We start from the raw sequence: 22834 nt of genomic DNA, 5'->3' as shown, positions 1-22834 counted from the left end.
ATGAACAATATCCTGACGGGCGCCATCGCCATGGCCTCGACCGTGATCGCGCTGTTCTTCCTGCGCTTCTGGCGCAATACGCGCGACCGCTTCTTCCTGTATTTCGCGCTGTCCTTCGGCATCGAAGGCGCGCATCGCGTGTACTCGGCGTTGAGCTATCAGGAGAGCGAAGATTCGCCCCTGCACTATCTGATCCGCCTGCTGGCCTATGGCCTGATCCTGTGGGCCATCCTGGAAAAGAACCTGCCGGAGCGGAAAAAACCGCAAGACTGAAAGCGTGCGCCCACGCCCTTCCCCCTGCGCCATAATCGGCTGACGAAACATGGCAAAGGAGAAAGCGATGGCAAACCAGCAGCATCAGAATCAGCAGAACCAGAACCGGCAAGACCAGCAGAACCAGCAGCGCGAGACGCCGGGCCAGGAACAGAACGGCCGCTCGGAAGACCTGTTGCCGGCGGGCGCCGCCGACAACACGGCCGACGGCCGCTTCGAAGTGGCAGAGGAAGTCAACATGGACCAGCAATCCGACGCCACCCGCCGCGTCGGCAAGGCGCCCAAGGGCATCGCCGCCGATGCCCTCGCCGATTCCCTCAAGCCTGATCCGGAGTAAGCCCCATGCGCAGGCCCTCGATGGTGTGGGCCTGGTGGATGTCTTCCAGCGCGCCCACCACCCGGCAAGTCAGGTGGGCGCGCACGGCTTCCGGCAGCCTGTCCCAATAGCCCTGCGTGACCTGCAGGTCGTGCTTCTCGGCGTTGCGCGCGTCCGGCGCGTCGACGCCCAGCACGAACACGGGGCGCGACAGCTGCGAGCGGTTGGCGGTGCCGCGGTGGATGGTCAGCGCCGAGCGCGCCGAGATGTCGCCCACCTGCGGCAGCTTGCGCTGGGCGCGCGCCTCGTAGCGCGGGTACAGCGCCTTGTCCGGGAACATCGGGTCGCCGCCCGCCAGGTCGTCCCACTGGGTGCCGGGCGCGATCTCGAAGGGGCCGATCTCCTCGGTCACGTCGACGGTGGTGATGTTGAAGGCCAGCGAATTCAGGCGGCGCCCGACCAGAGTCGCTTCGGGCGCCGCGAAGTCGCGGTGCCAGGGCTGGTGCATGGCGCCCGGGAAGGGAATGTCGAAGCCGGCCTCGACCACCTTGTAGTCCGGACCCAGCACGGCGCGGCAGACCGCCGTCACCCAGGGATGCGTGACCAGTTCGACGAAGCCGCGGATGCGCTCCGGATGCACCTCGACATAATAGCGGCTGGGCCCGCGCTCGAGGGCGCCGCCGGGCCGCGCGCGCGCCTCCGCGAACAGGGTCTCGATGTCTTCCTTCAGCGTGGCCACCCACGCCTTCGTGAACGCGCCCTTGCGCGCGATGATGCCGTCTCCGTACAGGCCGCCCATGATGGCGCCGGTGTCGAAGCCGGCCTCGGTTGCATTGCTCATGATGAATCCTCCTGGCTTGCCATCCTAACGCCAAGCCGGCAAGCGGCGCGCACGGCGCCAGACTTGACTTTCCCCGGCCCTGCTCCGACGGTGCTGCGACGATCCTGAGCACCGGCGTCAGACGGTCCCGGGCGCGCCTCGCGCCGCGCCGGGTCCTACCAGTCCAGCGACAGCAGGCGCTCGGCCATGCGCGGCCAGCACAGCTTCGCGACCTCGTCGCGCGTGGCCCACCTGAAACCGTCGGTCTCGGGCGTCGGCTTGCCGGTCACATGATGCGGGAAGAAGCTGCGGCACACCAGGTGGCCGAGGTCCGGCAGTTCGTCGCCCGCCTCCACCTTGTACAGGTGCAGGGCTTTGTCGCGCCGGTATTCGAAGCGGCCGAGGTCGATGAAGCGCGCCGCCTCGAAGACCAGGCCGGCCTCCTCGTACAGCTCGCGCATGGCCGCCGCCAGCGTGTCCTCGCCCGGATCCAGCAAGCCCTTGGGGATGTCCCATTTGGCGGTGCCGGTCACGTGGCAGATCAGCAGACGGCCGGCGTCGTCGACCACCAGCGTGCCGCAGGAGACGTCGGCCGCCTTGCGCGCCCTGGTCATGGCAGGCTCCGCGCGGCGGCGGCCAGCGCCTGCTCCAGCGCCTCCAGGCTGACCGGCTTGGTGAGATGCTGGTCGAAGCCGGCTTCCTGCGACTGCCGCTGGTCGCTTTGCGAGCCCCAGCCGGTCAGCGCGATCAGCACCACCTGGCGCAGCGCCGCCGTGCGGCGGATCGCGCGCGCCACCTCGTGCCCGCTCATGCCCGGCAAGCCGATGTCGAGCAGGACCAGGTCGGGCACGAACTCGCGCGCCGCGGCCAGGCCGTCCACGCCGTCGTGCGCCACCATGGTGGTATGGCCGAGAACATCGAGCAGCGCGACCAGGCTGTCGGCGGCGTCCGCGTTGTCGTCCACCACCAGTACCCGCAGCGGCCCGGCGGCGCCGGCTTGCCGGGCCACCCCTTCCTGGTCCCGCGCGGCCTGCGCGTGCGGTGCGCCAGGCCGCAGCGGCAGGCGCAAGGTAAACGTCGAACCCTGGCCGGGGCCGCCGCTGAAGGCGCTCACGCGGCCGCCGTGCAGTTCCACCAGGCGCCGCACCAGCGACAGGCCGATGCCCAGGCCGCCCTGGGCGCGATCGAGGCTGCCGCGCACCTGGGTGAACATCTCGAACACCGAGCCGATGCTGTCCCGGGGTATGCCGACGCCGCTGTCGGCCACCGAGACGACCGCGTGGCCGTCCTCGCGCCAGGCCGACAGGGCGATGCGCCCGCCCGCCGGCGTGTACTTGGCGGCGTTGTTGAGCAGGTTGGAGAGCACCTGGACCATGCGCGTGACGTCCGCCTCCAGTTCCAGCGGCTCGGGCGGCAGCTCCACGCTCAATTCGTGGCGGTGCGACGCGATCAGCGCGGTGCTGGTCTCGACAGCGGTGGCGACGATGGCGTGCAGCTGCACCGGCTCCTTTTTCAGCTCGATCCGGCCGCGCGTGATGCGGGCGATGTCGAGCAGGTCGTCGACCAGGTGGATCAGGTGGCCCAGCTGGCGGTCCATCATGCCGTGCACCCGCTGCGCCGCCTGCAGGTCGCCGGGCGCCATGCGCAGCAGGTCGAGGCCGGTGCGGATCGGCGCCAGCGGGTTGCGCAGCTCGTGCGCCAGCGTGGCCAGGAATTCGCTTTTCCGGTGGTCCGCTTCCGAAAGGTCGGCGGCGACCCGGCGCAGCTCGTCCTCGGCATTCTTCTGGGCCGTGATGTCGCGCGTGATGGTGGCCAGGCCGATGTTCTGGCCGTTCGCGTCGCGTACCGCGAAGCCCTTGAAATACACGGGTACCGGTTCCCGGTTGCGGGGCTGGGCCAGGCGCAGTTCGCCCTCCCATTCGGCCTGCTTGCCGGTCAGGGCCGCCATCATGTCGTCGCGCACGAAGCCGCGGTCCTCGCGCGGGAAGAAGTCCAGCATGCGCCAGGCGGCGATGTTGGCGTCGTCGCCCAGGCCCGCCATGCGGCGCCCGGCCGGATTCAGGTAGATGCCGCCGGCGTCCGGCGTGAAGATGCCGATGAAGTCCGAGGATTGCTCGGCCACCGCGGCCAGGCGGCGTACGCCCTCCTCGGCGCGGCGGCGGTCGGTCTCGTCGCGGAAGTAGAGGGCGATGCCGCCTGCCTCCATCGGGTAGGAATTGATCTCGAACCAGCGCGCCTGCGCTTCGTCGTAGACCTCCATGCGGCTGCGGCTGCGCTCATGGGCGCTACGGCGCAGCAGCGGTTCCTGGGCGCTGCCGCGCAGCTCCCGGAACAGGTCCCAGAACTGGCCGCCGACGAGGTCTTCGCGGCGCTTGCGCGTGAGGTCTTCGGCGGCGCCGTTGGCGTAGGTGATGCGCCACTCGGCGTCGAGGGCGATGAAGCCTTCGCTCATGCTTTCCAGGATCGCGCGCGAGCGGTGCTCGGCCGCCTGGCGCTCGGCCGCCTCGTGGCGCTGGCCGATCACCAGCGAGGCGGTGTTCGCCAGCAGGGCCAGCGCGGCTTCCTCCTGGGGCGCCAGGTGGCCGGCGTCGCGGTAGTACAGGCTGAACGCGCCCAGCACCGCGCCGGACGGCGCCAGGATCGGCAGCGCGCGGCAGCCGCGCAAACCGTGCGCCAGCGCCAGTTCGCGCTGGCCGCTCCACAGCGGGTCGGCGGCGATGTCCGGGCTGGCGACGGCCTCTGCGCGCCAGGCGGCCGTCGCCGCCGACCCGGCCAGCGGGCCGAGACGGACCGCGTCGATCGCGAGCTGGAATTCGAGCGGCAGCGAAGGCGCGGCGGCGTGGCGCAGGTAATGGCCGTCGCTCGACACCAGCTGGACCGATGCCAGCGCGGCCCCGCCGCTGACATCCTCGGCGGTGCGCGCGAGCACGTCCAGCACGTCGCCCAGCGGCGCGTCGGTGACGGCCAGTTCGAGGGCGCCGCGCTGGCCTACCGCGAGGGCATTGGCGCGGGTCCGCTCGGTAACGTCGACGCCGTGCAGCAGCACCCCGGACACGCTGCCGTCCGGTTCGCGCAGCGGCATGCAGACGAAGTCCAGGAAGTGCTCATCGAGCCCGGCGCGCGGCGCGGGCGCGCGCAGCAGCAGGCGCGCGTTGCTGGCGTCGACCGCCTGGCCGCCGCGGTAGACGCGCTCGATCAGCTCGACGAAGTCCTGGCCTTCCAGCTCCGGCATGGCGGCGCGCAGCGCCAGGCCTGCAAGCAGCCGGCCGCCGGCCAGTTCGATGAAGCGCCGGTTGGCCATGTCGACCACGTGCGCCGGGCCGCTCATCACGCACATCAGGGCCGGCGCACGGTCGAAGATGTCGCGCATGCGGTCGCTGGCCGCCTGTCGGTGGCGCACTTCCTCGATGCGCGCGAGCTCGGCGCGCTTGCGGTGCAGCTCGATGAAGACCCCGGTCTTGGCCCGCAGCACGGTGGTGTTGAAGGGCTTGGTCATGTAGTCGACCGCGCCGAGGGAGTACGCGTGCTCGATCGGGAAATCGTCGGCGTCGCCGGCGGTAAGGAAGATGATGGGCAGGGCCTGGGTGCGCGGATGCTGGCGGATCAGCGCCGCCAGCTCGAAGCCGTTCATGGTGGGCATGCGCACATCCAGCAGCACCACCGCGAAGTCGCGCGCCAGCACCTCGCGCAGGGCCGCTTCGCCGGAGGTCACCGACACCAGTTCGTCGGCCAGTCCGGCCAGGGTGGCCTGGAGCACCGCCAGGTTCGCGGGCTGGTCGTCGACGAGGAGGATGCTGGTGTGGTCGTTGGCCATGCGGCGATATGATGCAAATAAGGCAATGTATGCTCCGCGCTGCCGAATGTCAATTGTGCGCACCTTGGCGTGGCCTGCCCTCAAACTGGCATGGTGTTGTTGCACCAGACTGGAGTTTGTAGATGCATTTCCCCTTCCTGGCGCCCCTGCGCCGGCTTTACTTCCTTGGCAATTCCCTTGAAGACTGGGTCATCGCACTGGCGGTGGCCGTGCTGGCGACGGCGGCGATGGCCTTCGTGCGCGCGGTGGTGCTGCGGCGCCTGGCCGCCAACTCCGCCGCCACCGAGACCCGCCTCGACGGCCTGGTCGTGACCATCCTGTCGCGCACCTACCTGCTGTTCATCGTGGCCTTCGGCGTCTATTTCGGCAGCACCTTCCTCGAGCTGGACCGGGCGCGCACGCTGTTCATGTCGCGCATCGCGGTGGCGGCGCTGCTGATGCAGGTGGCGGTGTGGGGCGACGTCGGCGTGCGCGCCTGGCGCGACCAGCTGCGCCATGGCCAGGACGGCGCGCGCCGCAATTCCAGCGCCATCCTCGGCTTCAGCCTGCGCCTGACGCTGTGGGTGATCGTGTTCCTGATGGTGCTCGATAACTTCGGCGTCAATATCACGGCACTGGTGGCCAGCCTGGGCGTGGGCGGCATCGCGGTGGCGCTGGCGGTGCAGAACATCCTCGGCGATCTGTTCGCCTCGCTCTCGATCACCCTGGATAAACCGTTCGAGATCGGCGACTTCATCATCGTCGGCGACATCCTCGGCTCGGTCGAGCACATCGGCCTGAAGACCACCCGGGTGCGCGGCCTGGGCGGCGAGCAGGTCGTGTTCTCCAACGGCGACCTGCTGAAAAGCCGCATCCACAACCACAAGCGCATGGCGACGCGGCGCGTGGCCTTCGTGCTGCGGATCGCCTACGGCACCAGCGAGGAGCTGCTGTGCCGGATCCCGCGCATCATCCGCGAGATCATCAGCGCCAAGCCGAACGTCGATTTCGAGCGCGCCCACTTCTTCCTGTGGGGCGAATGGTCGCTGAACTTCGAGGTGGTCTACCATTTCCGCAGCCCGGACTACATCCTGCACATGGATGCGCAGCAGGACATCTTCCTGGAGATCTACCGGCGCTTCGAGCAGGAAGGCATCCGCTTTGCGCACCCGCTGTCGATCGTCAAGCTGGCCGATCCGCCGGCCGGCATGTTCCAGGGCGCCCAGGGGCCAAACGGCGGCAGCTGGCGCCACTGATGGCGGCCCGCGAATGTTGCCTGCCTCCGCCGGACTCATCCTACATGCCTGCCCTGGCCAGTCCTATACCGGGGCATATGCGCTGCGCATAGAATGAACTCACTTCCTCGCAATGAGGATCACATGGCAACCATTCATGGAGGCGAATGATCATGGCACAAAACAACCAGCAGGATAGCAATCGTAGCAACCAGCAAAGCGACATGCAGCGCGATGACCAGCAACGCAAGGGCCAGCGCCAGGGCAATATGCAGGATGACCAGCTGAGCGGCAACATGCAAAGCGGCACCCAGCAAGGCAGCCGCCAGAGCAATCGCCAGGACGAGCTGCAAAGCGAAGACCAACTGAGCGATCAGGATGCCGGCAACCGAGTCGGCTCACAGAGCCAAAGGAAGGACCAACGCTGATTCGGGCGCCTGTCGTCCTCTCTGCACACTGCCGGCCTCGCGCCGGCAGTTTCACGTAAATATTGCTCAGTTGTACGCAACGTCGATCACATCGCCCCCAGGCCCATAGGTAAGTACCGTACCTTCCCAATCGTCGACGTAGCCGCCCGGAAGCCACAAATCGCCAACTTGCGTCGCGGTGGATACTTTGACCGAGGCTTGCGCCGCCTTGGCGATCCCGCTCATCAACAGGTTACCGTCGCCCGCCCCGCCTGGGGTATCGATGTAGGCCGCCTGGCAAGCGATGAACCAGATCTCGTCGACGTGGGGCCGGAGTTTATCGAACTGGGGGATATCCGATCTTTTGATGCCGGTTCCCATGGCGAGCCCGTAGCCGCCATGGTTCATGATCTCGTATCCGTGGGAGTTGAAGACGACGGTGAACCGGCTGCCCGGTAGCCTGGACTTGTAGTCTGCTGCCACGACGGCAATCCATCCGCAGATCTTTTGGGGAGATTCCGTGCGAGACACGTACCAAGTATTGTCGAGCCTGTACGACGCCCCGGGTACATCTTCGGAATTCAGGGCCATGGAGGGCGATGGAACCTTGATCATTTGTATTTCCTCGATGTTGGAAAACGACAGCGAAGTTTACGGCGCCAGCATGCAAGACAGGACTTTGACCTGAAGTGTTCATTCGTGGTTCAACAAAAGTAATCGCGACCCGGTCGATCCTCCGGCTTTCCTTTTCTCCCTCCGCATCGCCACGTCTTGACACTTCCGGACGCATCCAATTGTGCGATGCCGAACGGGTGATCAATGATATATTTTTGGCACGATACTGAACGCCGCGCCCGCGCAACTCCGCACGCCCACCGTGCGATCTATGTCGCGCCAGGCCGGCCGCGCATGCCGTCGTGTTCGACGCACTCATGTTCTTATCCAGCACCAGGCTTCAGGGCTTGCGGCCATCGCAAGCGCGTAGATACAACTCAACTTCAGGATAAAACAGATGAAAAAGAATATCGCCATCGTCGGCGCTGGATTCTCGGGCGCCGTGATCGCCAACCAGCTCGCCCAGGCGGGCTACAAGGTCGACGTGTTCGAATCCCGCCCCCACGTGGCGGGCAACTGCCATTCGGAACGCGACCCGGAAACCGGCGTCATGGTCCACGTCTACGGTCCGCACATCTTCCACACCGACATCGAGCGCTCCTGGGAATTCGTCAACCGCTACATGGAATTCATGCCTTACGTGAACCGCGTGAAGGCCATCACCAACAACAGCGTGTACACCCTGCCGATCAACCTGCTGACCATCAACCAGTTCTTCGGCAAGACCTTCCGTCCGGCCGAAGCCCAGGCCTTCCTGGCGAACCTCGGCGACAAGTCGATCGAGAACCCGGCCACCTTCGAGGAACAGGCGCTGCGCTTCGTCGGCCGCGAGCTGTATGAAGCCTTCTTCAAGACCTACACCATCAAGCAGTGGGGCCTGCAGCCGAGCGAACTGCCGGCCAGCATCCTGAAGCGCCTGCCGGTGCGCTTCAACTACGACGACAACTACTTCAACCACAAGTACCAGGGCATGCCGAAGGACGGCTACACGGTGCTGGTGGAACGCGTCCTCGACGTGCCGGGCGTCACCGTGCACCTGAACACGCGCTTCGATCCGGATTCGAAGGCGGACTACGAGCACGTGTTCTACAGCGGCCCGATCGATGCCTGGTTCAAGCACCAGGAAGGCCGCCTGCCCTACCGCACCCTGGACTTCGAGGTGTTCCGCGAAAAGGGCGACTACCAGGGCAACGCCGTCATCAACTACTGCGACAACGCCGAATCCTTCACCCGCATCACCGAGCACAAGCACTTCTCGCCGTGGGAACAGCACGAAGGCTCGATCATGTACAAGGAGTACAGCCGCCAGTGCGAAGAGAAGGACCTGCCCTACTACCCGATCCGCCAGGCGCGCGAGAAGGCCCAGCTGGAGCGCTACGTCAACCTGGCCAAGCAGGAAGACAACGTGACCTTCGTCGGCCGCCTGGGCACCTACCGCTACCTCGACATGGACGTCACCATCAACGAGGCGCTGACCACCGCCGACAAATTCCTCGAAGCCGCCCAGCGCAGCGTCCGCATGCCGGCGTTCGCGATCGATCCGCTGGCCTGATCAGGTAGAACCGAACGACGCACGCGCGCCTCCCGGCGGTCGTGTGTCGTTCCGCTATACTGGTCGGATCATGCGAATTCAGCTATTTTCGGACCTTCACCTCGAGCGCGACCCCGGCTTCGAACCCCTCATCCATCCCGGCACCGACGTCATCGTGCTGGCCGGCGACATCGGCTCCTACCAGGCCAGGTCGCGCTTGCCGGACGAAGACTTCGGCCTGGCCCGTTTCGCGCCCCAGCGCTTTTCGCCGGCGCCGCGCGTGCTCTACGTGCCCGGCAACCACGAGTTCGACAGCCTCGAATACGAAGACGCCTATGAGCGCCTGCAGCGCGTGTGCGCCCACCTGGGCATCGAATGGCTGGACGGACAAACGATCGTGATCGATGGCGTGCGCTTCATCGGCAGCACCCTGTGGGCGGACTTCGACGCCGTCGCCGGCCAGGAAAGCGATCCGGCGAAGCAGTTGCAGGCACGCGGCAAGGCCTTCCGGGCCGCCAACTACTACCTCGCCAAGAACACCACTTTCCGCCAGGGCGAGCCGGTGCTGGCCGAAGGGCAGCGCGAGATGTCCCTCGGTTGCCAGGACTGGCTGCGCGCGGCGCTGGCCGCACCCTTCGACGGGACGACGGTGGCCGTGACCCATTATGCGCCCAGCCTGCGCAGCGCCGACCCGAGATACGGCGTATCGCCCGGCACGGCCGGCTTCTGCAATGCGATGGACGAACTGATTCCCTGGGCGGACGTGTGGATGCACGGCCACCTACACTGCGCCAACGACTACCTGGTCGAGGGCGAGGCAGGCGGCGTGCGCCGGACCTGCCGCGTGGTCGCCAACCCGCTCGGGTATGCAACCAAGGGCGAGCAGGCGGCGTTCCGGCCGGATCTCGTCATCGAGCTTTGAGTCATCGAGCTGTGAGCTTGTCGGCCGGCTTCTGCGCCGGCTTCGGATCTTCCGGATTCAGCACCACCTGCACGTAGTTCCCGGTGTTGAAGTAGCGCCGGGCCGCCAGCTTCACGTCCTCGGGCGTGATCTTGCCGCCGCGCTGCATCTGGTCGAGGATGCGGTGCGGATCGCTGCCGTACAGTTCCGCGCTGCCCAGCGCCGACACCCAGTAGGCGTTATTGCGCAGGTTGCGCTGCCAGGACTGGGCCCAGGCCTGCTTGACCTTGTCGAGGTCGGCCGGGTCCGGGCCTTCCGTCTTGAGGCGCTCGAGTTCGGCGAACAGCGCCGCCGTCATGCGTTCGACCTGGTCGGGGCCGGTCGGCAGCGAGGTGGCGATGCGGTAATGCTCGTAGGGCACGCGCGCGATCCCGCCCGTCATCCGGCCGCTGTAGATCAGGCCCAGCTTCTCGCGCAGCACCTCGACGATGCGCAGGTTCACGATCTCGACCAGCGCGTCCAGGCGCAGCTGCTCGTCCGGCGACCAGGCAGCCGGGCCGGTGAAGGTCAGCGACACATCGCTCTTCGGCTCGGCGCCGGCCTTCACTTCGCGCTTGACCACGCCGCTGGCGAAACGCAGTCCGACGTCGCGGTAGGCGACCGGCAGGTCCGGCGTCGGCAGGCTGCCGAGGTAGGCGGCAAGCAGCGGCTTGATCTTCTCGACCTCGAAATTCCCGGCGAAGACGAAAGTGAAGCCCTTGGCGCTCGAGAAGCGCTGGCGGTACAGGGCGATGCTGCGGTCGAGGTCGACCTTCGGCAGGTCGGCCAGGACCGTTGCGCGCGGCTCGTAGGGGTGTTTCGCGTACAGGGCATCGACCAGCACGTCGCCGAAGCGGGCCTGCGGGGTTACGTCGCGGTGGCGCAGCACTTCCTCTTCCTTGGCCAGCCAGGACTTGAACAGGCCCTCGTCGCGGCGCACGCCGTCGAAGCGCAGCCACAGCATCTGCAGCATGGTCTCGATTTCGTCCAGCGAGGCACCTGCGCCGCCGCCGATCTCGTCGGTGTCGCTGCCGAGCGCCATCGCGACGTTCGCCGACCGCCCGGCCATCATCCTGCGCAGTTCGACGGGACTGAAGTCCTTCAGGCCCATGGCCGGCACCAGGACGCTGGCGTGGCGCGCGCTGGGCAGGTCCTTCTCGTCGAACAGGTGCTGGCCGCCGTAGCGACGCGCCCCCAGCAGCACCTGGTCCTGCTGGAAGCCGGTCGGCTTCAGGATCGCCTTGACGCCGTTCGAGAAAGTCAGGCGGGTGATGCCCAGCGATTTGTCCACGCTTTCGTCGACGATGCTGCCCGGCTTGGCCGGCGCCTCCATCAGCCGGCTTGCGACGGCCGTCTCCTCGCGCGCCACGACGCTGGCTTTTTCGCCGGCGGCGACCTCCGCCAGCAGTTGCGCCGATGCCGGCGCCGGCGCCGTTTCGCCGCCCACGTAGATCACCAGTTTATTGGACTCGCCTGGAATGGTCTTGCGGGCGAAAGCGTTCAGCTCCTCCAGGGTGATCGAGGGCAGCATCTCCTGCACCATGCGGTGTTCCGCCTCGGCCCCCGGCAAGGGTTCGCCGGCCAGGAAATTGCGGATGTACTCGGCCACGTAAGCGGCGGACGCGGTACCGTTCCTTTCGTTGTAGCCGCGGTCGTCGTTGCGCTGGTAGCTCTTGCGCGCGCGGTCGAGTTCCGCCTGGGTGAAGCCGAGCTGGCGCGCGCGCTGCTGTTCCTGCAGCAGGGCCGCCAGCGCCGGCGCGCTGCCGCCGGCGCCCAGCACCACGCGGGCGGTATAGCCGCGGTAACCCGGCGCCAGTTGACCGAGGCCGCTGCTGGCGCCGACGAAGGGCGGATTCGCCTGCTGCGACACCTCGCCAAGGCGCTGCGCCAGCATGGCGCCGGTCAGGCGCTCCAGCATGCGCGCGCGGTAGCTGCCGTAGGTGCCGGCATCCGGCGCATGGCTGACCGGGTAATGCACCGAGATCGCGTTCATGGCCAGTTCGCGGTCGGTCACGGCCAGCGCCTCGGTGGCGGCCAGCGACGGGATCTCGACATAGGTGCGCGGACGCGGCGCCGCCGGATTCTGCAGGCCGCCGAAATGCGCCTTGATCTGCTTTTCGATCTCTTCCGGTTCGACGTCGCCGACCGCCACCACGGCCATCAGGTCGGGCCGGTACCAGTCGCGGTAAAAGCGGCGCAGCGCATCGGCCTTGAAGCCGCGGATCGACTCGTCGGTGCCGCCGATGACGCGGTCGGCGTAGCGCGAGCCGCCGAACAGCTTCGGCATCACCACCTTGTTGACCCGCTCGGTGACGCCCTTGTGGGTGCGCAGCTCCTCGAGGACGACATTGCGCTCCTTGTCGATGTCGGCATCGTTGAAGGCGACGCCGTGGGCCCAGTCCTCGAGGATGGTGAAGCCCTTGTCGATGTTCTCCTGCTTGTCGGTCGGCACCGGCAGCTGATAGATGGTCTGGTCGTAGCCGGTGAACGCGTTCAGGTCGGCGCCGAACTTCACGCCGATCGACTGAAGGTAGGACACCATTTCGTGCTTGCGGAAATGCGTCGAACCGTTGAAGGCCATGTGCTCGGCAAAGTGCGCCAGGCCGCGCTGGTCCTCGTCTTCGAGGATGGACCCGGCTTTCACCACCAGGCGCAGCTCGAGCCGGCGCGACGGCTGCTTGTTCTGGCGGATGTAATAGGTCAGGCCGTTCGGCAGCTTGCCGATCTTGACCTCGGGGCCGGTCGGAACGGCGGCATTCGGATCGAAGGCGGCCGACGAGACGGCGGGAGCCAGCAGCGCCGTCGCGATGGCGGCGGCGAGAACGGTACGAGCGAAAATGCGGCGCATTCGGCAAATCCTTGCAGGGTTGATCATGAACCGCAAAGCTTACCAGTCAGACCCCCCCAAAGATGCGCGAATTATCACCCATTACTCATAACGCAGCGCCGCCGCCGGCTGCAGGCGCGCCGCCGACCAGCTCGGGTACAGCGTCGCCACGAAGGCCAGCAGCACCGCCACCCCGCCGATGCGGCCGGCGTCGCCCCAGCGCAGGTCGCTCGGCACCTCGCTGATCAAGTAGATGTCCTTGGCCAGGAACTGCACGCCGAACAGATGCTCGATGGCGGGCACGATGACGTCGACGTTGAGTGCGACCAGCACCCCGAAGGCGACGCCCAGGAGCGTCCCCAGCACGCCCACCAGGGTGCCCTGGATCACGAAGATGCGCATGATGGACGCCGGCGAGGCGCCCAGGGTGCGCAGGATCGCGATGTCGGCCTGCTTGTCGCGCACCGTCATCACCAGGGTGGATACGAGGTTGAACGCGGCCACCGCGATGATCATGGTGAGGATCACGAACATCATGCGCTTTTGCGACTGCACGGCCGCGAACCAGGTCGCATTCACGCGGGTCCAGTCGCGCACGAAAAAGCGTTCGTCGAGGCCGCGCGCCAGTTCCGCCGCCACCTTCGGCGCGGCGTACATGTCGGCCAGGCGCAGGCGCAGGCCCACCGGCGCGCCCAGGCCCTGCAGCGCCTCGGCATCGGCGACGTGGACGAAGGCCAGCGCCGAATCGAACTGGTAGTTACCGGAATCGAAGACGTCGGCCACCGTGAACACCTGCTGGCGAGTCGAAATCTGGCCCGGCTGGCTGGAAGCGCCGGGGGCGGCCACCAGCAGGCGCACCTTGTCGCCGGCCTTCACGTCCAGCGAACGCGCCAGTTCGCTGCCCAGCACCACGTTCGAGGAACCGGGCTGCAGCGCAGCCAGGCTGCGGGCATGGGTCTGCCGGGCGATGTCGGAGACCTTGACCTCGGCCTCGGGCAGCACGCCGCGGATCAGCACCGGTTTCATGGTGTCTTCGCGCAGCAGCATGCCCTGCACTTCGGCGAAGGGCGCGGCGGCGACGATCTCCGGATTGCGCAGGGCCTGCCGCTCGATGTTGCGCCACTCGGGCATGCTGCCGTCGGCGGCCATCACCTCGACGTGGGCCAGCACCGACAGCATGCGCGCCGTGACCTCCTTTTCGAAGCCGTTCATCACGGACAGCACGACGAGCAGCGCGGCCACGCCGAGCGCGATCCCGGCCACGGAAATCAGGGAAATGAAGGAGAGGAAGCGGTTGCGGCTGGCGCGCTTGCCGGCGCGGGTGTAGCGCAGGCCGATCAGCCACTCGTAAGGCAGGCGGTGCAGTATAGACATTCGCGCATTTTGCCATAAAAGCAAAAAACCGCCCACGCATTGCTGCGGGGCGGTTCCGGAGGGGGTACGGCCGGCTTATTCGGCGGCGGCCTGGGCCTTCTTCGGCTCGTCGTCGAGCTCGACGGCTTGCGCCGGCGCCTGTTTGAGCGGCAGGGTGCTGACCTTGCCGCCGGCTTCGGCGATGTCGGCCTGGTCGGCGCTCTGGCGCTGGGCCTTGTTGGCCGGGGCGGTGGTCTGGATCAAGTGGTGCATCGCCGCGGCGGTCTTGTCCCACGAGGTGTTGGCGACGATCGCGCGCATGCGCTCGGCCAGGGCGGCCTTCTGCTCCGCGCCCGCGTTCAGCATGCGCTCGCAGGCGGCGATGAACTCGGCCGGGGTCTCGGCGATGGCGACCACGTCGCCGTAGGGCACCTTGACGTCGGTGATCGGGGTCGAGACCGAGGGCAGTTCGGCTGCCATGTACTCCAGCACCTTGGTCGGCGAGATGAACTTGGTCGACTCGTTCATGGCGAACGGCAGCAGGCAGACGTCCCAGCCGGCCAGGAACTTCGGCAGTTCATCGTAGGTCCGCTGGCCCATGTAGTGGATGTTGGCGGCCTGCGGCAGGTGAGCCGGATCGATCTTGACGACCGGGCCGACCAGCACGATCTGCCAGTCCGGGCGCGCGGCGGCCATCTCGCGAATCAGCTCGGTGTCGAAGCGCTCGTCGATCACGCCGTAGAAGCCCAGGCGCGGATGCGGGATGGCTTCCTGGTCCGGGTGGCTGTACGAACGCTCCTGGGCCTTCTGGAAGTGCTTGGCATCCACGCTGCTCGAGAAGCAGTGGGCGTTGGCGTGGCGCTCCTTCTTCGAGTTGTAAAGGCTCGGGCCGCCGGTGAAGCACAGGTCGGCGATGTTCAGCAGTGCGCTTTCGCGCTGCACCAGCTGCTTCGGCGGGTTCTTGAACGCGGCCAGTTCGTCCATGCAGTCGTACACGACCAGCGACGGCTCGAAGCTTTGCAGCAGCGGCAGCGCCATCGGGGTATAGAACCAGACGACCGGTTTTTCGCCTTCCGGCAGCAGGTCGGCCAGCAGGGTCTGCAGGGTCGGGATCTGGTCGTCATGGAAGCCATGCGCGTGGATCGCGGTATGCGGCTGGCACACAGTGATGTTCGGCGCGACGGCCGTCTTCTTCAGGTGTGCCTGCCCTTCGTGAAACACCGGTTCCTCGACGATGAGGATTCGGTAGTGTTCCGCCAGGCGAGTCATCAGGTGCTGGGGACGCTGAAACACGAAGTCCCAACGCAGGTGGCAAAACACAATCAGGGTTGGCATTTTACAAGTTCCTTTCGCCTTGGGGCGTTCTCGTTGATCTGGAATTCAGCCGGCCGGAAACTGGCTTGTGCGCTTGGACGCACCGGTTTCCGGAGTGCCGGACCCGAGAATCGTAACATGCAAAATTCTCAAGTTTTTCGCTTAAAAATTGCAATGTTGGCAATCGGAAACGAAATCAGGCCGTACGACGGCTGCGGCCCTAGGGAACTTGTGACTGTCAGTCAAAAATGTAGGTTTGGTCCTACGATTAATCAGGAAAAAACACTACGAAAATACATCGTGCACTCAAGCGTGCGGGGGGTTAAATGGAGAACAGAAGCGCCGTTAAATTGTGTTTACGCGGAAGGAAATGCTGGTTTTGTGGACTTGGGCGCACTAAACATGGTTTGCGCCTGCTAAACAGCCAGCTCGAGGGCCGTCGTCCCCGCGAAGGCGGGGACGACGTTCGAGCTTACTGTCCGAGCGATACCGCTCAGTCGCTCAAATACGCCTCCGCGCCCTCCGGCTGCCCGCCCGCATCGAAGCCCCGCGCCACCAGGACCCCGTCCAGCCCGACCGTCCCCAGTCCGTCGCAAAGGTCTTCCATCTCGGTCTCCAGATCCGCCGCCAGGTCCAGCGGCTTGTCGACCGACGCCAGCGGCGGGCCGCCGTCCAGCGGGTACAGGTTGATGCGCAAGGCCGCGTGGTCGACCAGGTCGACCGGCGCCACCACCGCCTTGATGCGGTCCGGTTCGCGTTCCAGCTCTTCCAGGCGGGCGTTGACCTCGGCCAGGGTGGCCAGCATGCCCAGCTCGGCCACGCCCTGCCCCTTGGCGCCGTAGAACAGGTCCTGGTACAGGAAGTTGATCTCGATCTCCGCCGGATTCGACGGCGACAGGCTGCGCGCCAGCAGCGGCTGTATGGTGCCGGCCCACATGCGGTAGCGCGCCATGCGGCTTTCGAAATAGGCGTCGGCCGCGGCTTCGTCCTTCGGCACCTTGTAGAAGGCATCGTCGGCGTGTTTCAGGGAGAAGCCGAGCAGGAAGCGCAGCTCCATCGCTTCGTCGTCGGGGTTGTAGCCGCTGGCGTGCCAGCCGCGCATGCTGGCTTCGATGGCCGGCGCGGCGACCAGCTTCTTGCTGCGCATCGAGGCCGCGGCTTCCTTCAGCATCTGCTGCAGGCCGCTGTAGCCGATGTGGTCGACCTCGTCCAGGTCGTACAGGTAGCGCAGCAGCACCACGCGGCTGTCGGCGCTGGCCAGGCCGGTGTGGCGGAAGCTGTCGCTCAGTTCCTCGAAGGCGGCGTCGTCCTGGAACACCTGGTCCGCCTTCAGGCCGCCGGTACTGCTGACGAACAGCGGAATCATGAAGGCGTCGATTTCGAGTTCGTCGCCGTCCTCGTCGCGCAGGCGCAGGGTCGCGGCCTCTTCCTCGATCTGCTCCTGCAGGTAGCGGCAGCATTCGGGATCGGTGTAGCGCGCCGCTTCGATGGCGCCGTAGAGCACTTCGTCGTGGTTGCGGCGCAGCGCGCGGCGGACCAGGGTCAGCAGGTCCTGCTCGAATTGCGGCTTGCGGGCGGCGGCCTGCAGGTCGTCGGGGTCGGCCTCGGTGATCTCGAGCGCGAGATCGACCAGGTTCTGGGCCAGCGCCTCGTGGTCGGCCTCCGCCGCCGGTTTCGCGGGTTTGCGGGGAGCTGGGCGCTTATTTTTGGGCATGGCGACATTCAATTATGGTGAACAAGGCCCCATGTTATCAAATGGCGCAAAAAAAACCCTCGCCTGCCGCCTTTTGTGGTCAGGCAGCCAGGCGCAATGCAGGTTCGCGCGCCACCGCGGGCTTGCCGGTCCAGTTGTCCTCGAGCCGGAACACGGCCACCAGATCGGCCAGCTCGCGCGACAGTTCCTGCAGCTGCTGGGCGCTGGCGGCGGCTTCCTCGACCAGCGCGGCGTTCTGCTGGGTGACGTCGTCCATGCCCATGATGGCCTGGTTGATCTGGTCGATGCCCTGGGTCTGCTCGCTGCTTGCGCTGGAAATCTCGCCGATGATGGTGCTGACCTGGCCGATCTCGCCGACGATGGCCTGCATCGCGGCGCCGGCCTGGCCGACCAGGCGGCTGCCGTTGCCGACTTCCGCCACCGAGGCGCCGATCAGGCCCTTGATCTCGCTGGCCGCCGTGGCCGAGCGCTGGGCCAGCGAACGCACTTCGCCGGCGACGACCGCGAAGCCCCTGCCCTGCTCGCCGGCACGGGCCGCCTCGACGGCCGCGTTCAGCGCCAGGATATTGGTCTGGAAGGCGATCCCGTCGATCACGCCGATGATGTCGGCGATGCGCTTGCTCGATTCTTCGATCGCGCTCATGGTGCGCACCACGTCGCCCATCACCGCGCCGCCGTCCTGCGCGGCCTTCGACGCGCGCGCGGCCAGTTCGTTGGCGTGCAGCGCGTGCTCGGCGTTCTGGCGCACGGTGCCGGTCAGTTCTTCCATCGCGGCCGCTGTCTCTTCGAGCGCGCTGGCCTGCGACTCGGTGCGCGAGGACAGGTCGAGGTTGCCGGCGGCGATCTGCTGCGAGGCCTCGGCGATGGTGCGCGAATGGTCGCGGATGCCGCGCACGGTGCCGGACAGTTCGTCCTGCATGCGGGCGATCGCCCTCAACAGGCTCTTGTCGCCGGCGCCGTCCAAATAAACGGGGCGCGACAGGTCCTTGTCGGCGATGCGGCGGGTGATCGCGGTGGCGATGGCCGGGTCGGCGCCCAGCGTGCCGTTAATCGAGCGCACCGCGTTCCAGCCCAGCAGCGCGATCGCCGCCAGCGCGGCCACGAACACGGCCGAGAACTGGCCGGCGGAGTCCCGGAACACGGCGTCGATGTCGTCCGAGAAGAACCCGGTGCCGATCCACCAGCCCCAGGGTTCGAAGGCGATCACGCCCTGCAGCTTGCCGCCCATCTGGCCGCTGTTCGGGTGCTTGGCCTTGACCGTGACCAGGGCCACGCGATCCTTCGCCAGGCCTTCGCTGTAGGCCTGGGCGTCCGGGCGTCCGTCCAGGGTCTCGCCCTGGGCGATCTTGCCGATGTTCTCAGGCTTCGGATGCACCAGGTTCAGGCCGGCGGGCGTGCGCACCCAGTAATAGCTCTTGCCGTCGTTGTTCAGTTGGGTCAGCGCTTCCTTGGCGGCGGCCTGCGCCTGCTCCGGCGTCAGGCGGCCCTGCTTCTGTTCGTCGTAATAATGGGCGACCAGGTGTTCGCCCATCACCAGCATGTTGGTGATTTCGGCTTCGCGGTCGTGCTGCATGGCGCGCTGCAGGGTGGCCAGGCCGAGGCCGCCGAGGGTCGCAAGGGCGAGGACGGCTGCGCCGACGAGAATGAGGAGTCGAGTCGATACTTTCATGGGACTTCTTGGGTGCGGATACGCACCGGAATGGTGCTAGTTGACGTACGGCAATTTTACCGTAGAGGGCGCCCGTTCAGGTGGCTCGTGAAGAACTCGGGACGCAATTTTCGTGTAATTTCCAACACCGGCATGACATGATCGAGGTGCTCGCGCATGGCGCCGGCGGCGGCCGCCGGATCGCGCGCCTCGATGGCGGCCACCACCGCGCGGTGCTCTTCGAGGACGCCGGCCATGCGGCCTTCCAGCGGCAGGGTCAGCTGGCGGTAGCGGTCCATCTGGGTCTTGGCCTGCAGGATGATCGGCCACACGCCCGGATAGCCGGACAGCTCCGTCAGCGCCGCATGGAACATCTCGTCGCTGCGGTGGAAGGCGCGGAAATCCTTGGCCGCGATCGCGGCTTCCTGCTCGTCCAGGATGGCGCGCAGTCTTGCCGCGCCTTCGGGACCGGCGCGTTCGGCGGCCTTCTCGATCACCGCCGTCTCCAGCGCATGGCGCACCAGGTTGGCTTCTTCCAGCTGGTCCAGCGGAATGCGGGCGACGAAGGTGCCGGAACGCGGGATCACCTCGATCAGGCCTTCGTCCGCCAGGCGCTGCACGGCCTCGTGCACCGGCGTGCGGCTGGTGCCGAACTCCTCGGCGATCTCGCGCTCGACGACGCGCGCGCCGGGCAGCATGCTCATCTCGACGATGCGCTGGCGCAGGCAGAGATAGACGCGGCGCGAAGCGCTGATGCCGGATTCGGCCACGGGGCTGGGAGGTGTTGGCGTGTTCATGGTCGGAAGTTTAACGAAAGTCGGAAGATGCGGCACTGTTGCCGTCATTCCCGCGAAGGCGGGAATCCAAGTTTGCATGCGTCGCGACTGCTCGACGAACTTGGGTTCCCGCCTGCGCGGGAACGACGAGTTAACCAGGCATCAGTTCGCGCGCGATGATCGCACCGCGATGGCGGATCACGGTCCCGGCCAGCCTGTGTCCGGCGCGCGCCGCGGCGGCCGGATCCTGCCCCGACAGCCGCGCCGCCATGTAGGCCGCGCCGAAGGAATCGCCGGCCGCCGTGGTGTCGACCACGTCCTGCACCGGCTCAGGCGCCACCTCGTGCAGCTGGCCCTCGGCCCACACCAGGCAGGGCGCGGCGCCGCATTTCACCACCACTTCGCGCACGCCGTAGCCGCGCGTGCGCTCAACCGCGTCGCGCGCCGTTTCCTGGCCGTGGAGCGCGTGCTCGTCGTCCAGGGTCAGCAGCGCGATGTCGGTATGGGCCAGCACGCGGCGGTAGACTTCGGCGGCGGCCTGCGGGCTTTCCCACAGGCGCGGGCGGTAGTTGTTGTCGAAGACGACCGAACCGCCGCGCGCGCGGCACTGGGCCAGCGCAGCGATCAGCAGCTCGCGGTCGGCTTCGGAAAGAATCGCCAGGCTGATGCCCGACAGGTAGACCATGCGCGCGGCCGCCAGCTGCACCAGCACCTTGCCGGCCTCGGGGGCCTCGAGCCAGTGGCGGGCCGCGGAATCCTTGCGCCAGTAATGGAAGCGGCGCTCGCCGTCCGGATCGGTCTCGATCATGTAGATGCCCGGCAGGCGCTCCGGCAGGCGCTGTACGCAAGCGGTGGCGATGCCTTCCGCTTCCCAGCTGGCCAGCATCTCGGCCGACATGCCGTCCACGCCCAGGCCGGTCACGTAAGCGACGCGCACCCTGGCCGGATCGAGCAGGCGCGACATGTAGACCGCGGCGTTGAGCGTATCGCCGCCAAAGCGGTAATCCATGCCCGTGCCGCCCGCGCTGCGCTGCAGCTCGATCATGCATTCACCGATCGCGTAGACGGTTTGTGCTTCCATGTTTGTCCTTGAAAGTACTTGGGCCCCCGCCTTCGCGGGGGCGACGGATTAATGACGCGAATCCCAGGTCGAACCGAAGAAGTTCGAAGCGCCGATGGCAGGGAAGTCGACATAGGCTTTCGAGCAATCCACGACCTTCGAAGGATCGACCGCCTTGGTCGGCACGCCGTTGATCACGTTACGGTTGTCCGCGGTGGCGATCAGCGGCAGGTTCACGCCCTTGACCGTCAGGCTGGCGTCCGAGGTCGTCAGGGTGATCTCGTCCGGGCTGTCGGCGACCACGTTGGTCATGTTCATGACCAGCGGGAACTGCGGGTTGCCGAAGCCGCCGGTGTTGGCCTGAAAGCCCTGCAGCTTGACCGCGGTCTTGCCCTGGATGCGCACGTTTTCCATGGTGATGTCATGGAAGTTCGGGAACAGCGGGCCGGCGGCCGGCAAAGCCTTGGTCGAGTAGTAAGGCGTGAACAGCAGCGCGTTCAGGCCGTTCTTGATGCAGATGTTCTTGTAGTGAACATTGCTGACCTCACCGCCACGGGCGTAGTCCGACTTGATGCGCAGGCCTTCTTCCGAATCCCAGAACGAGTTGTCGTACACCTCGATGTTGGTCACGCCGGCGTTGGTCTCGGAACCGACCGAGATACCGTGGCCGTAGTAGATGTGGTTGTGCGCCACGACCATGCCGTGCTTGCGGTCCGAACGGACGTCGCGGTTGCCGTCGATGCCAGGCAGGCCCGAGCCGGCAGGCGACGGGTTCTGGCTGCCCTTGAAGGCCATGTCGTCGTCGCCGGTCGACACGTAGTTGTAGGCGAACACGAAGTTCTTCAGGTAGCCGTCGAAGGACATCTTGGCGGCCGACTTGGTCGACGAGCCGGTGGTCAGCGCCACCGAGGTCGCTTTCGAGGACGAACCCGGATCGAAGGCGTCGGTGTTCTTGACGTTGTCTTCGTTGAAGACTTCGCCGGTGTACAGCGGATTGCCGTTACCCGCCGGGTTGGCGAAGGCCGCCAGCGACGGGGTCTGGACCTTCACGCCCCACACGGTCAGGCCATCGACGCCGCTCGGCACGACGTGGAAGTTGGCGCTGTTGTTCAGCGTGACGCGGTACAGGGTCAGGTTCTTCGCGTAGTTGAAGACCATCATGCGGAAGTTCGACTGCGAACCGAAGCCGGTGGTGCCGTTCTGCACCATGTTGCCCAGGTAGGCCAGGTCCCACCAGGTCATGTTGCGGGCCGAGGACTTCAGGTTGACGATGGTGCCGCCGTTGTCGCACGGGGTGCCGTCCGCAGCCTGGCTGCCGCTCTTCCACGCCGTGTAGGTGTTCGAGCAGCTCATGTCGACCTTCATCAGCGGGTACAGCTTGTCGGTGGTGACGATCTCGGCGTAGCCGCGGCTGTCGATGGCGCCGTCGCCCATCACGGCCGAGTTGACCAGGTTGTCGCCGCCGATCAGCGGCAGGCAGTTCGACGAGGAACCGGCCTTCGACGACGAGGTCGCGGTGTTGGCGCAGTACTTGCCCCCTGCCGCGTCGGCCACGTAGGCCTTGGCGTCGCGGGTCGCGTACAGGGTCACGCCCTTGTCGATCCACAGGGTCACGCCCGAGGGCAGGGTCAGCGGGCCGGAGATGAAACCATCGCCGCCCTTCGGGTTGACCACCAGGCGCACGGCGAACTTCGATGCCTTGTAGGCCGGCTTGGCCAGTTCTTCGCCCGACACGCCGGCGATGTTGACGTTCGGCTTGGCGGCGGCCTTCTGGGCAGCGGTCGCGGTGGCGTCGGCGGCGGCGATCTTGGCGCCCACTTCGGCGTCGACGGCGGCGCCGCAGGCGTCCAGCGCGGCCTGGATGCGGGCCTGGTCGGGGTTGATCACGGCCGGGTCCTGGGCGACGCCGGCGCCGGCCTTGTTCGGGTCGGCTTCCGGCGGCAGCGAGCCGTCCGGACGGCGCACCAGTTTCGGATTCGCTTCCAGGGTCGCGCACACCTGGGTGTCGCTCGGCAGGGTCGGTTCGGCCGGCAGGTCCGGATCGTAGGAGGTGGTGCCCACTTGCACCACGCTGCCCGCGGTGTAGGTCACGGCCGATTCGGCCGAACCGCCGCCGCCGCCGCCGCCGCAGGCGGCCAGCGAAGCTGCGATTGCCAGCATCGGTACGACGAGGCGGACGTCTTTCATTACTTGCTTGCTCATTGCTTGTGTC

18 protein-coding genes are annotated in these 22834 nt (G+C 66.8%); 6 read left to right on the top strand and 12 right to left on the bottom strand.

The window, feature by feature from the left end; translation table 11 throughout:
- Together ACFPO9_RS00805 and ACFPO9_RS00800 are read left to right on the top strand one after the other, a co-directional pair.
- Entirely contained in the window at positions 1–273 is a 273-nt protein-coding gene (locus tag ACFPO9_RS00805; protein WP_379765608.1) for a DUF5985 family protein, read from the top strand.
- A gap of 67 nt (positions 274–340) precedes the next feature.
- Positions 341–610: a hypothetical protein gene (locus tag ACFPO9_RS00800; protein ID WP_379765605.1), complete on the top strand. Its 270-nt coding sequence runs from the start codon at positions 341–343 to the stop codon at positions 608–610.
- On the opposite strand, the gene ACFPO9_RS00795 is transcribed toward ACFPO9_RS00800, so the two are convergent.
- From ACFPO9_RS00795 to ACFPO9_RS00785, 3 genes are all read right to left on the bottom strand, one after another.
- Positions 591–1430: a phytanoyl-CoA dioxygenase family protein gene (locus ACFPO9_RS00795; protein WP_379765602.1), complete on the bottom strand. Its 840-nt coding sequence runs from the start codon at positions 1428–1430 to the stop codon at positions 591–593. The genes ACFPO9_RS00800 and ACFPO9_RS00795 overlap by 20 nt on opposite strands.
- A 155-nt stretch (positions 1431–1585) precedes the next feature.
- Positions 1586–2023, bottom strand: coding sequence for an NUDIX hydrolase (locus tag ACFPO9_RS00790; protein WP_379765599.1), 438 nt, complete (start codon positions 2021–2023; stop codon positions 1586–1588).
- The gene (locus tag ACFPO9_RS00785) at positions 2020–5223 is read right to left on the bottom strand and encodes a response regulator (protein ID WP_379765596.1); all 3204 of its coding nucleotides are present in this window, start codon (positions 5221–5223) and stop codon (positions 2020–2022) included. The genes ACFPO9_RS00790 and ACFPO9_RS00785 overlap by 4 nt, the downstream gene beginning before the upstream one ends.
- Positions 5224–5345: 122 nt before the next feature.
- Here ACFPO9_RS00785 and ACFPO9_RS00780 point away from each other — a divergent pair, with 122 nt between their 5' ends.
- Both ACFPO9_RS00780 and ACFPO9_RS00775 read left to right on the top strand, forming a co-directional pair.
- Entirely contained in the window at positions 5346–6458 is a 1113-nt protein-coding gene (locus ACFPO9_RS00780) for a mechanosensitive ion channel family protein (protein WP_379765593.1), read from the top strand.
- Positions 6459–6604: 146 nt separating this feature from the next.
- Positions 6605–6865 (top strand): hypothetical protein, encoded by a 261-nt coding sequence (locus ACFPO9_RS00775; RefSeq protein WP_379765590.1) that lies wholly within the window; start codon positions 6605–6607, stop codon positions 6863–6865.
- A gap of 66 nt (positions 6866–6931) precedes the next feature.
- Here the strand turns inward: ACFPO9_RS00775 and ACFPO9_RS00770 are convergent, their stop codons facing one another.
- Positions 6932–7459: a hypothetical protein gene (locus ACFPO9_RS00770; RefSeq protein WP_379765587.1), complete on the bottom strand. Its 528-nt coding sequence runs from the start codon at positions 7457–7459 to the stop codon at positions 6932–6934.
- A gap of 397 nt (positions 7460–7856) precedes the next feature.
- Here ACFPO9_RS00770 and glf point away from each other — a divergent pair, with 397 nt between their 5' ends.
- Together glf and ACFPO9_RS00760 are read left to right on the top strand one after the other, a co-directional pair.
- On the top strand, positions 7857–9011 hold the full coding sequence (glf, locus tag ACFPO9_RS00765; protein WP_379765584.1) for a UDP-galactopyranose mutase: 1155 nt from the start codon (positions 7857–7859) through the stop codon (positions 9009–9011).
- Positions 9012–9081: 70 nt separating this feature from the next.
- Positions 9082–9912, top strand: a complete 831-nt coding sequence (locus ACFPO9_RS00760) for a metallophosphoesterase (protein ID WP_379765581.1) — start codon at positions 9082–9084, stop codon at positions 9910–9912.
- Between the two features lies 1 nt (position 9913).
- On the opposite strand, the gene ACFPO9_RS00755 is transcribed toward ACFPO9_RS00760, so the two are convergent.
- From ACFPO9_RS00755 to ACFPO9_RS00720, 8 genes are all read right to left on the bottom strand, one after another.
- Positions 9914–12778: a M16 family metallopeptidase gene (locus ACFPO9_RS00755; RefSeq protein ID WP_379765578.1), complete on the bottom strand. Its 2865-nt coding sequence runs from the start codon at positions 12776–12778 to the stop codon at positions 9914–9916.
- An 81-nt stretch (positions 12779–12859) separates the two neighbouring features.
- Positions 12860–14131, bottom strand: a complete 1272-nt coding sequence (locus tag ACFPO9_RS00750) for a lipoprotein-releasing ABC transporter permease subunit (RefSeq protein ID WP_379765575.1) — start codon at positions 14129–14131, stop codon at positions 12860–12862.
- Between the two features lie 75 nt (positions 14132–14206).
- Positions 14207–15445 carry a glycosyltransferase gene (locus tag ACFPO9_RS00745; RefSeq protein WP_379765572.1) on the bottom strand — a complete coding sequence of 413 codons (1239 nt, stop codon included), beginning with the start codon at positions 15443–15445 and terminating at the stop codon, positions 14207–14209.
- 472 nt (positions 15446–15917) lie between these two features.
- Positions 15918–17138 carry a hypothetical protein gene (locus ACFPO9_RS00740; RefSeq protein WP_379765569.1) on the bottom strand — a complete coding sequence of 407 codons (1221 nt, stop codon included), beginning with the start codon at positions 17136–17138 and terminating at the stop codon, positions 15918–15920.
- A 79-nt stretch (positions 17139–17217) separates the two neighbouring features.
- Entirely contained in the window at positions 17218–18807 is a 1590-nt protein-coding gene (locus ACFPO9_RS00735; RefSeq protein WP_379765566.1) for a methyl-accepting chemotaxis protein, read from the bottom strand.
- A 56-nt stretch (positions 18808–18863) separates the two neighbouring features.
- A complete protein-coding gene (locus ACFPO9_RS00730) occupies positions 18864–19583 on the bottom strand; it encodes a GntR family transcriptional regulator (protein WP_379765563.1) in 720 nt (239 codons plus the stop codon).
- 130 nt (positions 19584–19713) lie between these two features.
- Complete coding sequence (kdgK, locus tag ACFPO9_RS00725) at positions 19714–20643, bottom strand: 2-dehydro-3-deoxygluconokinase (RefSeq protein ID WP_379765560.1); 930 nt, start codon at positions 20641–20643, stop codon at positions 19714–19716.
- Between the two features lie 48 nt (positions 20644–20691).
- Positions 20692–22824, bottom strand: coding sequence for a glycoside hydrolase family 28 protein (locus ACFPO9_RS00720; protein WP_379765557.1), 2133 nt, complete (start codon positions 22822–22824; stop codon positions 20692–20694).
- Positions 22825–22834 lie beyond the last annotated feature (10 nt).

Origin of the sequence: Massilia aerilata (assembly GCF_042656905.1) — a bacterium.
Taxonomy (GTDB): Bacteria; Pseudomonadota; Gammaproteobacteria; order Burkholderiales; family Burkholderiaceae_D; genus Telluria; species Telluria aerilata.
The sequence above is the reverse complement of the archived record's forward strand: the minus strand, read 5'-3'. Positions and strand labels throughout refer to the sequence as shown.

Excerpts from the sequence above, each read along its gene's own strand:
- kdgK (WP_379765560.1), bottom strand. The coding sequence starts at position 20,643 with ATGGAAGCACAAACCGTCTACGCGATCGGTGAATGCATGATCGAGCTG.
- ACFPO9_RS00740 (WP_379765569.1), bottom strand. The coding sequence starts at position 17,138 with ATGCCCAAAAATAAGCGCCCAGCTCCCCGCAAACCCGCGAAACCGGCG.
- ACFPO9_RS00780 (WP_379765593.1), top strand. The coding sequence starts at position 5,346 with ATGCATTTCCCCTTCCTGGCGCCCCTGCGCCGGCTTTACTTCCTTGGC.
- ACFPO9_RS00800 (WP_379765605.1), top strand. The coding sequence starts at position 341 with ATGGCAAACCAGCAGCATCAGAATCAGCAGAACCAGAACCGGCAAGAC.
- ACFPO9_RS00730 (WP_379765563.1), bottom strand. The coding sequence starts at position 19,583 with ATGAACACGCCAACACCTCCCAGCCCCGTGGCCGAATCCGGCATCAGC.
- glf (WP_379765584.1), top strand. The coding sequence starts at position 7,857 with ATGAAAAAGAATATCGCCATCGTCGGCGCTGGATTCTCGGGCGCCGTG.
- ACFPO9_RS00775 (WP_379765590.1), top strand. The coding sequence starts at position 6,605 with ATGATCATGGCACAAAACAACCAGCAGGATAGCAATCGTAGCAACCAG.
- ACFPO9_RS00760 (WP_379765581.1), top strand. The coding sequence starts at position 9,082 with ATGCGAATTCAGCTATTTTCGGACCTTCACCTCGAGCGCGACCCCGGC.
- ACFPO9_RS00785 (WP_379765596.1), bottom strand. The coding sequence starts at position 5,223 with ATGGCCAACGACCACACCAGCATCCTCCTCGTCGACGACCAGCCCGCG.
- ACFPO9_RS00770 (WP_379765587.1), bottom strand. The coding sequence starts at position 7,459 with ATGATCAAGGTTCCATCGCCCTCCATGGCCCTGAATTCCGAAGATGTA.
- ACFPO9_RS00720 (WP_379765557.1), bottom strand. The coding sequence starts at position 22,824 with ATGAGCAAGCAAGTAATGAAAGACGTCCGCCTCGTCGTACCGATGCTG.
- ACFPO9_RS00750 (WP_379765575.1), bottom strand. The coding sequence starts at position 14,131 with ATGTCTATACTGCACCGCCTGCCTTACGAGTGGCTGATCGGCCTGCGC.
- ACFPO9_RS00790 (WP_379765599.1), bottom strand. The coding sequence starts at position 2,023 with ATGACCAGGGCGCGCAAGGCGGCCGACGTCTCCTGCGGCACGCTGGTG.
- ACFPO9_RS00805 (WP_379765608.1), top strand. The coding sequence starts at position 1 with ATGAACAATATCCTGACGGGCGCCATCGCCATGGCCTCGACCGTGATC.
- ACFPO9_RS00795 (WP_379765602.1), bottom strand. The coding sequence starts at position 1,430 with ATGAGCAATGCAACCGAGGCCGGCTTCGACACCGGCGCCATCATGGGC.
- ACFPO9_RS00735 (WP_379765566.1), bottom strand. The coding sequence starts at position 18,807 with ATGAAAGTATCGACTCGACTCCTCATTCTCGTCGGCGCAGCCGTCCTC.
- ACFPO9_RS00755 (WP_379765578.1), bottom strand. The coding sequence starts at position 12,778 with ATGCGCCGCATTTTCGCTCGTACCGTTCTCGCCGCCGCCATCGCGACG.
- ACFPO9_RS00745 (WP_379765572.1), bottom strand. The coding sequence starts at position 15,445 with ATGCCAACCCTGATTGTGTTTTGCCACCTGCGTTGGGACTTCGTGTTT.